Origin of the sequence: Sphingomonas sanguinis, assembly GCF_019297835.1 — a bacterium.
GTDB classification, from domain to species: Bacteria; Pseudomonadota; Alphaproteobacteria; order Sphingomonadales; family Sphingomonadaceae; genus Sphingomonas; species Sphingomonas sanguinis_D.
In genome coordinates this window covers 3,745,393-3,761,216 of record NZ_CP079203.1, presented here as the reverse complement: position 1 = coordinate 3,761,216, position 15,824 = coordinate 3,745,393, and the positions used below count along the sequence as shown (strand labels likewise).

The following is a 15,824-nucleotide window of genomic DNA, read 5'->3' as shown; positions in this document are numbered from 1 at the left end:
GCCGGGGCATGTCGACATGCAATGGGAGGAACAGGCCATGCAGACCGAGATCATCGCAAAAGCGACCGGCACCACCACCACGACCAGCGCCAACGTCATCGAGCTGAACGCCCCCAGCGTGGTGCGTCTTAACCTCGACCGGTCGCAGGTCGCCGCGATGACGCGCGAGGGCAATGACCTCGTCATCCGCCTGACCGATGGCCAGACCATTCGCATCGACCATTTCTACGACCAGCAACAGGGCAAGGCGAGCGACCTGGTGCTGCGCGAAGACCAGGGCAGCCAATGGCTCGCCAACCCCTCGGCCAGCGGTTCGGGCCGGTTCAAGGCGATCACCGATCTCGACGATCTGCTCGGCGCGGCCGGCGCGCAGGAGGGCGGTGGCTCGTCCTTCATCCTGCCCGCCATATTGGGCGTGGCTGGCGTCGGCGGCCTGGTCGCGGCGGTATCGGGCGGCGGCGGTAATGGCGGCAACCAGAACGGCCCCACCGCCGACACCCAGCCGCCCGCGACGCCCACCGCCAGCTTCACCGCCAATGGCGCCAGCGTCCGTGGCACCGGCGAGGCGGGCGCGACCATCCGCGTGACCGATGGCGCGGGCAATGTGATCGGCACCGGCACGGTCGCCGCCGACGGCACCTTCACCATCCCGGTCAACCCGCCCCAGACCAACGGCCAGCCCGTTACCGTCGTCCAGAGCGACGCGGCAGGCAATGTCTCGCCCCCCGCGACGACGGCCGCCCCCGACATCACGCCGCCCGCCACCCCGACCGCGACGATCACCGGCGACGGCCGTACGATCAGCGGCACCGGTGAGCCGGGCGCGACCGTCACCGTGCGCGACGCCGCCGGACAGGTGCTCGGCACCGCCGTCGTCGGCGCGCAGGGCGGCTATACGCTGACCCTGACCACGCCGCAGGCCAATGGCGGCACCCTGACCGTGACCCAGGCCGATCCGGCAGGCAACGTCTCGCCCGCCGCGACCTTGGCCGCGCCCGACATCACGCCGCCCGCCGCGCCGACCGCGACAATCAACGGCGACGGCACCAGCATCACCGGCACCGGCGAGGCGGGCGCGACCGTCACCGTGCGCAACGCCGCCGGACAGGTGCTCGGCACCGCCGTCGTCGGAGCACAGGGCGGCTATACGCTGACCCTGACCACGCCGCAGGCCAATGGCGGCACCCTTTCCGTTACGCAGAGCGACCCGGCAGGCAATGCCTCGCCCGCCGTCACGCTGGCCGCGCCCGACATCACCCCGCCCGCCGCGCCCAGCGCCAGCCTATCGTCCGACGGCACGACCGTCACCGGATCGGGTGAGCCGGGCGCGACCGTCCGCGTCGTCGGCCCGGACGGCCAGACGATCGGCACCGCCCTCGTCGCCGCCGATGGCAGCTATACGGTGACGCTGACCACCGCGCAGACGGGCGGCGGCGTGCTGGTCGTGACCCAGACCGACGCGGCGGGCAATGTCTCGCCCACGACCCAGGTCGACGCCGTCGATACCGGCGCCATGCCGCTGCCCACCGCGACGATCGACGCACAGGGCACCACCGTCAGCGGCACGGGCGAGCCGGGCGCGACCGTCGTCGTGCGCGACGCGAACGGCCAGACGATCGGCCAGACGACCGTCGATGCGGACGGCAATTACAGCCTGACGCTGACCACACCGCAGGGGAATGGCGAAACGCTGACCGTCGTGCAGAGCGACAATTTGGGCAATGTGTCACCCACCATCACCCTCACCGCGCCAGACTTCACCGCCCCCGCCGCGCCCACCGCCTCGATCGCCGAGGACGGTAGCACGATCACCGGCACCGGCGAGCCGGGTGCGACCGTCACCGTGCGCGACCCTGCCGGGCAACCTCTCGGCACGACGACGGTCGATCCGCAGGGCAACTATACCCTGCCGCTGGCGACGCCGCAGGCCAATGGCGGAACCCTGACCGTCACCCAGAGTGATCCGGCGGGCAACACCTCCCCGGCTACTTCAGTCAGCGCGCCGGATACCACCGCCCCCGCCGCACCCACGGCCACCATTGCTGGTGACGGGACCAGCATCACCGGCACCGGCGAGCCGGGCGCGACCGTCACGGTCAGCGACCCCGCCGGGCAGCCGCTCGGCACCGCGACCGTCGATGCACAGGGCAACTACACCCTGCCGCTGACCACGCCGCAGGCCAATGGCGGCACCCTGTCCGTCACCCAGAGCGATCCGGCGGGCAATATTTCGCCCCCCACCACGATCAGCGCACCGGACATCACCGCCCCGACCGCGCCCACCGCGACCATCACCGGCGACGGCACCAGCATCACCGGCACCGGCGAGCCGGGCGCGACCGTCACCGTCAGCGATGCCGCAGGCCAGCCGCTCGGCACCGCCATCGTCGATCCGCAGGGCAATTACACCCTGTCGCTGACCACGCCGCAGGCCAATGGCGGCGCCCTGACCGTCATCCAGAGCGATCCGGCGGGGAACAGTTCGCCCGCCACGACGGTCAGTGCGCCTGACATCACCGCTCCCACCGCCCCCCTCGTCACCGTGAGCGCGGACGGCACGACGCTGACCGGCACGGGTGAGCCGGGCGCGGCGGTGCAGGTTGTCGATGCGGGCGGCCAGCCGGTCGGCACCGCGACGGTCGCTGGCGATGGCAGCTTCAGCGTGACGCTGCCCACCGGCATCGCCAACGGCCAGACGCTGTCGGTCGTGCAGACCGATGCGGCGGGCAATGCCTCGCCTGCGAGCGCTGCGGTCACCCCCGATCTCGTCGCCCCGGCGGCCCCCGTCGCGACCGTCGGGCCGGACGGCACGAGCATCAGCGGCACCGGCGAAGCGGGCGCGACCCTGATCGTGCGTGCGCCTGACAACAGCGTGCTCGCCACCGTCACCGTCGCCGCTGATGGCAGCTTCAGCGCGCCGCTGAGCACCCCCCAGGCTAATGGCGAAGCCCTGACCGTGACGCAGACCGATGCGGCGGGCAATGTCTCGCCCGTCGCCTCCGTCACGGCACCCGACATCACGCCCCCCGCCCCGCCGCTCGCCACGCTCTCGGCGGACGGCACGGCGGTCTATGGCAATGGCGAGCCGGGCGCGACGGTGCGTGTTCTCGACGGCACCGGCGCCTTGCTGGGCAGCGCGGTCGTGGCGGCGGACAGCAGCTATACCCTGACCCTCACCCCGCCCCAGACCAGCGGCCAGACGCTGTCGGCGGTACAGACCGATCCGGCGGGCAATCCGTCGCAACCCGCCACCGTCGCCGCGCCCGATCTGACCGCGCCCCCCGCTCCGTCAGCGACCATCGCGGCCGATGGCGCCAGCCTGACCGGCAGCGGCGAGCCTTTCGCCACCGTCCGGGTGCGCGCCGCCGATGGCACCGTGATCGCGACCGTGACGGTCGGCGCTGACGGCAGCTTCGCCGCTCCGCTGTCGCCGCCCCAGGCCAATGGCGAGACGCTGTCGCTCGACCAGACCGATCGCGGCGGCAATCTCTCGCCCTCGACGGCGCTCACCGCGCCCGACATCACCGCGCCGACCGGGCTGACCGCCACGATCAGCGGCGACGGCGCGATCGTCACCGGATCGGGCGAGGCGGGTGCGACCGTCACCATCCGCGATGCGAACGGCGCGGTAATCGGCACCGCCACGGTCGCCGCCAACGGCACCTATAATGCGACGCTGACCACGCCGCAGACCAATGGCGAAACGCTGCAGGTGACCCAAGCCGATCCCGCGGGCAATGCCTCCGCCCCCGCCAGCGTGACCGCGCCCGACACCACGGCCCCGCTCGCGCCGACCGGATCGGTCGTCGATGCGGGCGCGACCTTGCTCGGCACCGGCGAACCCGGCGCGACCGTCACCATCCGCGCCGCCGACGGCACGCTGCTGGGCAGCGGTCAGGTGGCACCGGACGGCAGCTTCGCCGTGACGCTGAACCCCGCCCAGGCCAATGGCCAGAGTCTCCAGCTCGTCCAGACCGACGCGGCGGGCAATGCCTCGCCCGTCGTCACCGTGCCCGCGCCCGACATCACCGCGCCCACCGGACTGACCGCCACGATCAACGGCGACGGTGCGGTCGTGACCGGCGTGGGTGAGGTCGGCGCGACCGTCACCGTGCGTGATCCGGGCGGCACGATCATCGGGACCGCCGTGGTCGGCGCGAATGGCAGCTATGCCGCGCCGCTGACTCCAGCGCAGATCGATGGTCAGACGCTTGGCGTGACGCAGGCGGATGCGGCGGGCAATGTCTCCGCTCCCCTCGCCCCCGTCGCGCCGGACCTGACCGCACCGCTCGCGCCCCTGGGGACCGTGTCGGCGGACGGGACGCTGGTGAACGGCACAGGCGAGCCGGGCGCGACCGTCACCGTGCGTGACGCCGCCGGACAGGTGCTGGGCACCGGGCAGGTCGCCGCCGATGGCAGCTTTGCGGTGCCGCTGTCGAGCGCGCAGCTCAACGGCCAGGCCCTGTCGGTGGTACAGGCCGATGCGGCGGGCAATATCTCGCCGCCGCTGTCGCTGACCGCGCTAGACACGACCGCGCCGATCGGGCTGACCGCCAGCGTCGACGGCACCGGCACCATCGTCAGCGGGCAGGCGGAGGCAGGTGCCGCCATCACCGTGCGTGACCCCGGCGGCGCGATCATCGGCACCGGCACGGCCGGGACCACCGGCGCCTATGCGCTGACCCTGACCACGCCGCAGCTGAACGGTCAGGTGGTTCAGGTGACGCAGGCCGATGCGGCGGGCAACACCTCGCCGCCCAGCCCCGCCACCGCGCCCGACATCACCGCGCCGCTCGCCCCGACCGGCACCGTGTCGACCGACGGAACGCTGGTGAACGGCACCGGCGAGCCCGGCGCGACCGTCACCGTGCGTGACGCCGCCGGACAGGTGCTGGGCACCGCGCAGGTCGCCGCAGATGGCAGCTTTACGGTGCCGCTGGCGAGCGCACAGCTCAACGGCCAGACCCTGTCGGTGGTACAGGCCGATGCGGCGGGCAATGTCTCGCCGCCGCTGTCGCTGACCGCACTCGACACCACCGCGCCGACCGGGCTGACCGCCAGCGTCGACGGCACCGGCACGATCGTCAGCGGTCAGGCCGAGGCGGGCGCCACTATCACCGTGCGCGATCCCGGCGGTGCGATCATCGGCACCGGCACGGCCGGGGCCAGCGGCGCCTATGCGCTGACCCTGACCACCGCGCAGATCAACGGACAGGTTCTGCAGGTCACGCAAGCCGATGCGGCGGGCAACACCTCTCCGCCCAGTCCCGCCACCGCCCCCGACATCACCGCGCCGCTCGCCCCCGTCTTCACGATCGACGGCACCGGCGCGAATGCGAATGGCAGCGGTGAGGTCGGCGCGACCGTGACCCTGCGCAACGCCAGCGGCACGGTGATCGGCACCGGCCAGGTCGGCGCGGACGGCAGCTTCAGCGTGCCGCTGACCCCGGCCCAGGCCAATGGCGGTACGGTGAGCGCGACGCTGACCGATGCGGCGGGCAATGTCTCCGCCCCGACCAGCGCCCCCGCCCCCGACATCACCGCCCCCGCCGCCCCGCTGGCGACGCTGGATGCGACGGGCACGATCGTCACCGGTACTGGCGAGGTCGCCGCGACCGTCACGGTGCGCGACGCGAATAACGGCGTGCTGGGCACCGCCATCGTCGGGCCGCAGGGCGCTTACAGCGTCGTCCTGTCGGCACCCCAGCTCGACAGCCAGGTGCTGAGCGTCATCCAGACGGACGGCGCGGGCAACGGATCGATCGCGACCACCGTGACCGCGCTCGACCGCACGCCCCCGGCCGCCCCGGTGGCGACCGTCTCGGCGGACGGCACGGTGGTGAGCGGCTCCGGCGAGGTCGGCGCGACGGTGCGGATCGTCGATCCGGTCGGGCTGGTCCTCGCCACCGTGCCGGTGAACCCGGACGGCAGCTTCAACGTGACCCTAACGACCGCGCTGACCAACGGGCAGGTGCTGACCCTGACGCAGACGGATGCGGCGGGCAATGTCTCCGCCCCCGGCAGCGCAACCGCGCCCGATCTGATCCCCAACGACACGCCCGGCGCCCCCAGCGCGACCATCGCCGCTGACGGCGCGAGCGTGTCGGGCACCGGACAGGTGGGTGCGGCGATCGTCGTGCGCGACGCCAATGGCGCGGTGATCGGCAATGCGCAGGTCGCCGGGGACGGCAGCTATACCGCCACCCTGACCACGCCGCAGCGCAATGGCGAGACGGTGCGCGTGACCCAGACGGATGCGGACGGCGATGTCTCGCCCCCCGCCACCGTCATCGCACCCGACCTGACCGCGCCCAATGCTCCCGTCGCCGCGATCGATCCGACCGGCACGCTGGTCAGCGGCACCGGCGAAGTCGGCGCGACGGTGCGGGTGCTCGACGCCAATGGCGCGACGCTGGGTACTGCTACGGTGGGCGCAAACGGCGCCTATGCGGTCACGCTCGCCACGCCGCAGGTCGACGGCCAGCCGCTGACCGTCGTGCAGAGCGACGCGGCGGGCAATCCTTCGCCCGCCTCCTCCGTCATCGCTCCCGACCTGACCGCGCCGCTGGCCCCCATCGGCACCGTGTCGAGCGACGGCACCACCCTGACCGGCACGGGTGAGGTCGGCGCGACGGTCACCATCCGGGGCGTAGGCGGCGCTGTGCTCGGCACCGCTATCGTCGATGCTAACGGCAATTTCACCGCTCCGCTCACGCCCGCTCAGGCGAACGGGCAGGTGGTGACGCTGACCCAGGCGGATGCGGCGGGCAATGTCTCGCCCATCGCACAAGCCGCCGCGCCCGACATCACCGCGCCCACGGGCCTGACCGCCACGATCAATGGCGCGGGCAATCTCGTTACCGGCACGGGCGAGGTCGGCGCGACCGTCACCGTCCGCGATGCAGGCGGCACCGTGCTGGGCACGGCGGTCGTCGCGGCCAACGGCACCTATGCCGCGATCCTCACCCCGGCGCAGCTCGATGCGCAGGTCTTGCAGGTGACGGAGGCCGATGCGGCGGGCAATGTCTCGACACCCGCCACCGTCGTCGCACCGGATCTGAATGCACCGCTGGCACCGATCGGCACCGTGTCGGGCGACGGCACCACCCTGACGGGCACCGGCGAGGTCGGCGCCACCGTCACCATTCGGGGCGCGGGCGGCACAGTGCTGGGCACGGCAGTCGTCGATGCGAACGGCAACTTCACCGCACCGCTGACGCCTGCTCAGGCGAATGGTCAGCTCGTGACGCTGACCCAGGCGGATGCGGCGGGCAATGTCTCGCCCATCGGACAGGCGACCGCACCCGACATCACCGCCCCTGTCGGCCTGACCGCCGCGATCAACGGCGCGGGCAATCTCGTCACCGGCACCGGCGAAGCGGGGGCGACCGTCACCGTCCGCGATCCGGGCGGCGCAGTGCTGGGCACGGTCGTCGTCGCTGCGAACGGCACCTATGCCGCGATCCTGACTCCGCCCCAACTCAACGCACAAGCCTTGCAGGTCACGCAGGCGGACGCGGCGAACAACGTCTCGGCACCCGCGACCGTCATCGCCCCCGATCTGACCGCCCCGCTCGCCCCCATCGGCACGGTGGCGGGCAACGGCACCAGCCTGACCGGCACTGGTGAGGCTGGGGCGACCGTCACCATCCGGGGTCCGGGCGGCGCGGTGATCGGCACCGCGCTAGTCGATGCGAACGGCAACTTCACCGCAACCCTCAACCCCGCTCAGGCAAACGGCCAGCTGCTGACGCTGACCCAGGCGGATGCGGCGGGCAATGTCTCGCCGATCGGACAGGCGACCGCGCCGGACATCACCGCGCCGGTCGGCCTGACCGCCGCGATCAACGGGACGGGCAGCGTCGTGACCGGCACGGGTGAGGCAGGCGCGACCGTCACCATCCGCGATCCGGGCGGCGCGGTGATCGGCACCGCTATCGTGGCGGCCAATGGCAGCTATTCGGCGATCCTCAATCCGGCCCAGCTCAATGCGCAAGTCCTGCAAGTGAGCCAGGCGGATGCGGCGAACAATGTCTCGGCACCCGCCACCGTCATCGCGCCCGATCTGACCGCCCCGCTCGCGCCGATCGGCACGGTGGCGGGCAACGGCACCAGCCTGACCGGCACCGGCGAGGCGGGGGCGACCGTCACCATCCGGGGTCCGGGCGGCGCGGTGATCGGCACCGCGCTGGTCGATGCGAACGGCAATTTCACCGCAACCCTCAACCCCGCTCAGGCGAACGGCCAGCTCCTGACGCTGACCCAGGCGGATGCGGCGGGCAATGTCTCGCCGATCGGACAGGCCGCCGCGCCCGACATTACCGCCCCGACCGGGCTGACCGCCGCGATCAACGGCGTCGGTACGCTGGTCACGGGTCTGGGCGAAGCGGGGGCGACCGTGACCGTGCGCGACGCGGGCGGCAACCCGATCGGCACCGCCATCGTCGCGGCGAACGGCAGCTATACGGTGACGCTCACCACGCCGCAGGCCAATGGTCAGGCGCTGACCGTGACGCAGGCCGATGCGGCGGGCAACGCCTCCCCGCCCAGCCCGCTGACCGCGCCCGACATCACGCCCCCGGCCTTGCCCGTCGCGACGATCAACGGGAACGGCACGATCGTCACCGGCTCGGGCGAGCCGGGTGCGACCGTGCGCATCCTGGGCCCGCAGGGACAGCTGGTGGGCAGCGCGATCGTCGATGCGAATGGCAGCTATGCCGCGACGCTGACCATCCCCCAGGCCAATGGTCAGGCGCTGACCGTGACCCAGGTGGACGGCGCGGGCAATGTCTCGCCCCAGGCACCTCTGGTCGCACCGGACATCACGCCGCCGGCCCTGCCGACCGCCGCGATCAACGGCACCGGTACGATCGTCACCGGCACCGGCGAGCCGGGTACGACGGTCGAGGTACGCAACACCGCCGGGACCGTTCTCGGCACCGGCACGGTGGCGGCCGGCGGTACCTATGCCGTCACGCTCGCCACGCCGCAGGTCGCGGGCGAGACGCTGAATGTCGGGCTTCGCGACGGGGCGGGCAATGTCTCGGGCACGGTCGCGGTCCTCGCGCCGTTCGACATCAGCGCGTTCGACAATGTCGCCTCCGCCCAGGTCGATCTAGTGCCGGTGCGTACCAACGAGAATCTGGGCGGTGCCAACTACACCGCGCTCGTCTCGCTCGGGCTGGTCAATCTGAACGCACAGGTGCTGGCGATTCCCAATGTCCAGTTCACCGTCGAACAGGGCCATAGGCTCGACGCGACCTTCACCTATGACGCCACCCTGTCGCTGGGCGTCGCCAGCGGTTATTCGGTGGTGGTGCAGCGGTTCAACGGGACCAGCTGGGTCGCGGTGAATGGCGGCGGCAGTTCCTCGCTGCTCGATGTCAGCCTGCTGGGCGGCGATCTCGTCGCCTCGGCGGATCTGGGGCCGGGCCAGTACCGCGCCTTCGTCACCTTCGACAACACGGCGGGGGTCGGCCTGCTGGGCGGGTTGCGCGTCACGGGCGTCGACTCCGACTTCACCGATGTCGGGCAGGTGGTTCCGGCGACGACGAACGGCAACGTCATCACCGATCCCGGCCCCACGGGCCAGGTCGATGTGGTCAGCCCGCAGACCCGCGTCGAAAGCGTCACGCTGAATGGCGTCACGACGGCGGTCGGCACCAACAGCCAGATCATCGGGCAATGGGGCACGCTGACCATCAGCAGCGACGGCCGGTACAGCTACACCCCCAATGCCGATGCCGCCGTGCTCGGCAAAACCGACCGCTTCAACTACACGCTGCTCGACGCCAGCGACGGCGAGCGGGAGAGCGCGGCGCTGACCATCACCATCGGCAGCCCGGACATCACCGGTACGCCGATCGCGGTCAACGACGTGGCGACGGCGGGTGCGACCTTCATCAATGTGGTGGAAACCCGCACCGCCACGGTGGATTCGTCGTTCAACACCCCGACTGCCGCCCTGCTGACCGGCTCGCGAACCGGCCAGATCACCGACAGCTTCACGGTCGATGCGAACAGCCGCGGGAATATCACCCTGTCCGCCGTGATCGCGCCAGGGCTGGCCGTCGTGCCCAGCTTTACCATCACCGTTACCAATGCGGCGGGGACGGTCGTCGGCTCCCAGAGCGGCACCGCGCTGGCCGGGGTCGGCGGACTGGTGGGATCGGGCATCAGCGTGACGATGAACAACCTGCCCTCGGGCACCTACAACTACACCGTCACCAGCACCAACACCGTGGGGCTGGGCTATACCACCGACGTCTATGTCGGTGGGACGATCACCCATCTCGACCAGTTTGCCCTGTCCGGCACCACCCCGGTCAGCGGCGACCTGCTCGCAAACGATACGCTGGGCAGCGACTTCCTGGGCATCAAGATGCTGATCGGCGGCGAGTTCGTGGATATCGGCGATGCGGGCCGGACGCTGACCGGCGCCTATGGCACGCTGACCATCAACGAGGTCGGGCAGTATAGCTATCAGCCCTTCACCAACCTAGCCTATGCCGCGACCGACCCGATCGACCGCTTCACCTATCAGCTGGTGCAGCCCGACGGGCAGGTTTCGACCGCGCGACTGGACGTGGCGGTCGACATCAATAACGGGGTCGCGCCGGTCTTCCCGCCGACGCTGACCGCCTTTGCGCTGGCGGACCCCGAACAGGTGCATGGCGACGTCGTGCCCATGACCCTGGCGGTCGGGCATGACGCGGTGCCGCTGACCTTCGATCATGCCGACGGACAGGTGGCGATGTCGCTGATGGAGGACCAGGGCAGCGTCGAGGATGTGCTGTCCCGCTATCTCGACGCGCAAAGCCTCGCGAGCGAGCCGCTGCCCAGCGAATCCCTGACGGCAACGGGTGATTCGTCGGCGATGCCAAGCGTTACCGATATCGCCGCCGAGGCTCCGGTGCCCCATGATCCGCTGGGATATTTGACCGTTTCGGTCGATCCTGAACAGGAAAGGCTGGCCACGCTCCACCTGGTCTGACCATCTTGCGCAATCATCCGAAAACGGAGTTGATTTCGGACGCCGAAGGGGTTCCTCTTCGGCGTCTAATCCCTTTTTGTTTAAATAGTTTAGCCAGCCTCTTTGTCAGGGAGAGGTCACAATGCGATCGATGAAGCGAGAGTGGCGGGAACGCTACCGGATGCGATCGGTACGGTTCGGGAGGGTGATGATCGCGATGAGCGCCATCACGATAACGGCAGCGGCAGAACCCGCGGCCGTGACGATGGAAAGTGCGATGCACGAGGTGCTCGCCTGGCATCCCTCGGTCGTGCAGGCGACCGCGACCGTCGAGGCGCGGGCCGAGGATATCGCGGTCGCGCGCGCGGGCTATCTGCCCCGGATCAGTGCAGGCGTCGGCAGCGGCTATGACAATCGCATCGGCAGCGCGTGGCGGCCACGCCCGCAGGTCTCCGCCTCGCAGATGCTCTATGATTTCGGCAAGGTCGCGGGCGCGGTCGAGTCCGCGCGCGCGGGCACGCGGATCGGCCGCGCGGACCTGTTGCTGGCGGTCGACGGGCTGATCCGCGACACCGGCTTCGCGCTGGTCGAGGTACAGCGCAACGCCGCGCTGCGCGGGATCGCGATGGAGCAACTCGGCCGTATCCGTGAGATCAGCGCGCTGGTCGAGAAAAGGTTCGGCAAGGGCGCGACCACCCGCTCCGATGCGCTCCAGGCCCAGTCGCGCGTCGCCGCCGCCGAGGCCACGCTGACCCGGATCGAGGCGGAGCAACGGCGCTGGACCACCAGCCTGGCCTTTCTGCTCGGCCGCGAAACGTCGCCTGCGGTCGATCCGGCGGTGCCCGACTGGCTGATGGCCAGCTGCACCCGCGCAACCACCGTCGAATGGGCCGATATCCCCGCGATCATGCGCGCCCGGGCGCAATATGAGCAGGCCAGCGCCGAGAGCCGCCGAGTCCATGCCGCCCGCCTGCCCACCGTCGCGCTGGCGGGCGATGCGGCGACCGATGTCACCTCGCCCTTTTCCGACCGCAGCCTTTACAATTTCGGACTGAACGTCAGCAGCGACGTATTCGGCGGCAATGCCGTACGCGCCCGCGCACGCAGCGCCGATTACGGCGTCCGCGCCGCCCAGGCCGCCGAACAGGCAGCGCGCAACGAGGTCGGCCAGGCGCTGGCCGCCACGCAGCAGCAGATCGCCGGGCTGTCGCAGTTGCTCGGCACGCTGGCTGAGCGACAGGACAATATGGTCGAGACCGGCAAGCTCTATCGCCTGCAATATCTCGACATGGGCACCCGCACGCTGGTCGACCTGCTCAACGCCGAACAGGAGTTGCAGCAGGCCCGCTTCGATGCGGTCAACACCACCCACGACCTGCGGCGGCTGGCGATCGAATGCCTTTATTACTCGGGTCGGGCGCGTGACGATTTCGGACTGACCGGCACCTCGATCCGGGGGGTGACGCTGTGAGCGACCCGACCCAGACCGATCCGCTCGCCTGGATCGACATGATGGGCCAGGTCGCGCGTCATTACCGCATGCCCTTTGCCGAGCAGCGCGCGCGGCTGACGACCCTTTGGCAGGGCGGCGGCGATGAAGAGGCGCGCGTCCGGGCGCTGGCGCGGGCAAGCGGCCTGTCGGTGCGCTTCGTGATGCCCGGCGCGATGCGGCTGACCAGTTGGCGGCTGCCGGTGATCGCGTGGCTGAACGATGGCGAACTGGCGCTGATCACCGGCATCGACGCCGATGGCCAGGCGGTCTTCTCGGTTGCGGGCGAGGAGGGGCAGAGCGCGCAGCGCCCGCTGTCCACGCTGGTCGAACAGACGCGGATGTTCGTCGTCCCCCGCCCTGCCCGCTCGGCGAAGGATGTTCGGGTGGACAGCTATATCCGCCCCTTCGAGGAGCATTGGCTCCGTCGCCTGCTGCTTCAGGACATGAAGGGCTATGGCCATGTCGCCATCGCCTCGGTCGTGACCAACTGCCTGGGCCTGGCGGGGGTGCTGTTCTCGATGCAGGTCTATGACCGTGTCGTTCCCGCCCAGTCGATGCCGACGCTCTATATCCTGTTCATCGGTGTCATTCTGGCGACGGGGTTCGACTTTGTGTTGCGGCGGCTGCGCGTCGGGATCACCGACATATTGGGCAAGCGCGCCGACCTGCGTCTGTCGGACGTGGTGTTCGGCCATGCGCTGCGCGTGCGCAACCGGGCGCGGCCGACCTCGACCGGCACCTTCATCGCGCAGCTTCGCGATCTGGATCAGGTGCGCGACATGCTCACCTCCACCACCGTCGCTGCGGTGGCGGACCTGCCCTTCTTCTTCCTGTTCCTGGTCATCCTGGCCTTTATCGGCGGCTCGCTGGCGCTGGTGCCGGTGGTGGCGCTGATCGCGCTCCTGCTGCCCAGCCTGCTCGCCCAGCGCCGCCTGCGCGCCTATGCGACCGAGTCGATGCGCGAAACCTCGCTGCGCAACGCCCTGCTGATCGAATCGGTGCAGGGGATCGAGGACATCAAGACCCTGCAGGCCGAAGAGCGCTTCCAGCGCCAGTGGAACCACTGCAACGCGGTGGCGGGCGAGGCGCAGCTGCGGCTTCGCGGCCTGACCGCCAGCCTGTCGACCTGGGCGCAGAGCGTGCAGAATGCGGTCTACGCCACCGTCATCTTCGTCGGCGCGCCGATGGTGATCGCAGGCGACATCACGACCGGCGCGCTGGTCGCCACCTCGATGCTGGCCAGCCGGATGATGGCGCCGATGGGGCAGGTCTCGCACCTGCTCGGCCGCTATCAACATGCCAAGGTCGCGGCGAACAGCCTGGACCAGATCATGGGCCTGCCGGTCGACAATCCGGATGCCGAGCATCGCATCCCCCTGCCCTCGGTCGACGGACGCTTTTCCTTACGCGGCGCGGTGTTCACCTATGCCGATCCCAACGCCCCGCCTGCGCTGACCGTGCCGAAGCTGGAGATCGCGGCGGGCGAGAAGATCGCGCTACTCGGCCGCAACGGCGCGGGCAAGTCGACGCTGTTGCAGGGGCTGTCGGGCATGTTGCAGCCGGTGTCGGGCGAGATATTGCTCGACGACTTGGCGCTGCACCAGATTGACCCCGCCGATGTCCGTCGCGACGTTGCGCTGCTGACCCAGAATAGCCGCTTGTTCCACGGCACACTGCGCGAGAACCTGACCATGGGCGCGGTGACGGCGAGCAACGAGACGATCCTCGCCGCGCTCGACATGGTGGGGGCGATCGACTTCATCCGGCGCCTGCGCGACGGGCTGGAGCATGTCGTGCTCGAAGGCGGGCTGGGCCTATCGGGCGGCCAGCAACAGGCGTTGCTGCTCGCGCGGCTGCTGATCCGCCAGCCCCAGGTCATGCTGCTCGACGAGCCCACCGCCGCGATGGACGAGGCCGCGGAACGCCTGTTCATCGATCGCTTCCGCAGCTGGGGTCAGGGCCGCACCGTTGTCGTCGCGACGCACCGGATGCGCGTGCTCAAACTGGTCGACCGGATCGTCGTCATCGATCAGGGGCAAATCCTGCTCGACCAGCCCAAGGCCGCTGCGCTTGCCACCATGCAGGGTGCGGCCCGGAGTCAGGCGGCATGACCGCGCTCACCCATCCCGCCGACCTGCCCTTCGCCGACGAGGGCGCAGCCCCGCTGCTGGCGGCCAAGCGGATGAACTGGGCGCTCGCCGCATTGTTCGTGGTGCTGCTCGTCTGGGCCTGGTTCGCCAAGCTGGACGAGGTGGCGACCGGCACCGGCCGCGTCGTGCCGACCAGCCGCGAACAGGTGCTGCAATCGCTGGAGGGCGGCATCCTCGCCAAAATGCTCGTTCGCCAGGACGATATCGTGAGGCCGGGCCAGATCCTAGCCCAGCTCGACCCGACCCAGGCCGGATCGACCGTCGAGGAGAGCGCCGCCAAATATCGCGCCGCGCTGGCCGCCCAGGCGCGGTTGCAGGCCGAGGTGAACGGCACCCCCCTGACCTTCTCGCCCGAGCTGGACGCCTTTCCCGCGCTCAAGGCCGAGCAACAGCGCCTTTACGACGCGCGCCGCCGCAGCCTTGCCAGTTCGATCGGACTGATCGACGAGTCGCTCGCGCTGATCGGGCGCGAGGTCGGCATCGGGGAATCGCTGATCGAGGTCGGTGCTGCCAGCAATGTCGAGGTGCTGCGCCTGAAGCGCCAGCGCGCCGACTTGGACCTCAAGAAATCCGACCTGCGCTCGCAATATATCGTCGAGGCGCGGCAGGACCTGGCCAAGGTCAGCGAGGAGGTGGAGGCGCTCGCCCCGGTCGTGCGCGGCCGCTCCGACACGCTGCAACGCCTGACCCTGCGCTCGCCGGTGCGCGGCGTGGTCAAGAATATCGAGGTGTCGACCATCGGCGGCGTCGTGCCCCCGAACGGCAAGATCATGGAGATCGTGCCGCTCGACGAACGGCTGCTGGTCGAGGCGCGCATCCAGCCGCGCGACATCGCCTTCATCCGTCCCGGCCAGCGGGCCAGTGTCAAGATCACCGCCTATGACTATGCGATCTATGGCGGGCTGGAGGGCAAGGTCAGCAGCATCTCGCCCGACACGATCCGCGACGAGGTGAACCCGGACGTCTATTATTACCGCGTCTTCGTGCGCACGACCGCGGACTCGCTGGTCAACAAGGCGGGCAAGCGCTTTCCGATCGTGCCCGGCATGATCGCCACCGCCGACATCCACACCGGCAGCAAGACCGTGCTGCAATATCTGCTCAAGCCGCTCAACCGCGCGCGCGAAGGACTGCGCGAACGATGACCGGCCAGCCCAGCTCCTCCCATCCGCCGCCCTGCCATGGACAATGCCGTCCATGGCCCCAGCCA

4 protein-coding genes are annotated in these 15,824 nt (G+C 70.2%); all 4 read left to right on the top strand.

Annotation, left to right across the window (positions count from 1 at the left end; all coding sequences use genetic code 11):
- Positions 1-37: 37 nt before the first annotated feature.
- The 4 genes from KV697_RS17515 to KV697_RS17500 all read left to right on the top strand — a co-directional run bounded on the left by KV697_RS17515 (position 38) and on the right by KV697_RS17500 (position 15,759).
- Positions 38-10,993: a BapA/Bap/LapF family large adhesin gene (locus KV697_RS17515; protein WP_219019268.1), complete on the top strand. Its 10,956-nt coding sequence runs from the start codon at positions 38-40 to the stop codon at positions 10,991-10,993.
- A 121-nt stretch (positions 10,994-11,114) separates the two neighbouring features.
- On the top strand, positions 11,115-12,443 hold the full coding sequence (locus KV697_RS17510; RefSeq protein WP_257575412.1) for a TolC family protein: 1,329 nt from the start codon (positions 11,115-11,117) through the stop codon (positions 12,441-12,443).
- Positions 12,440-14,575, top strand: coding sequence for a type I secretion system permease/ATPase (locus KV697_RS17505; RefSeq protein ID WP_257575411.1), 2,136 nt, complete (start codon positions 12,440-12,442; stop codon positions 14,573-14,575). The genes KV697_RS17510 and KV697_RS17505 overlap by 4 nt, the downstream gene beginning before the upstream one ends.
- The gene (locus KV697_RS17500; RefSeq protein ID WP_219019267.1) at positions 14,572-15,759 is read left to right on the top strand and encodes an HlyD family efflux transporter periplasmic adaptor subunit; all 1,188 of its coding nucleotides are present in this window, start codon (positions 14,572-14,574) and stop codon (positions 15,757-15,759) included. Before KV697_RS17505 ends, KV697_RS17500 begins: the two co-directional genes overlap by 4 nt.
- Positions 15,760-15,824: the final 65 nt, after the last annotated feature.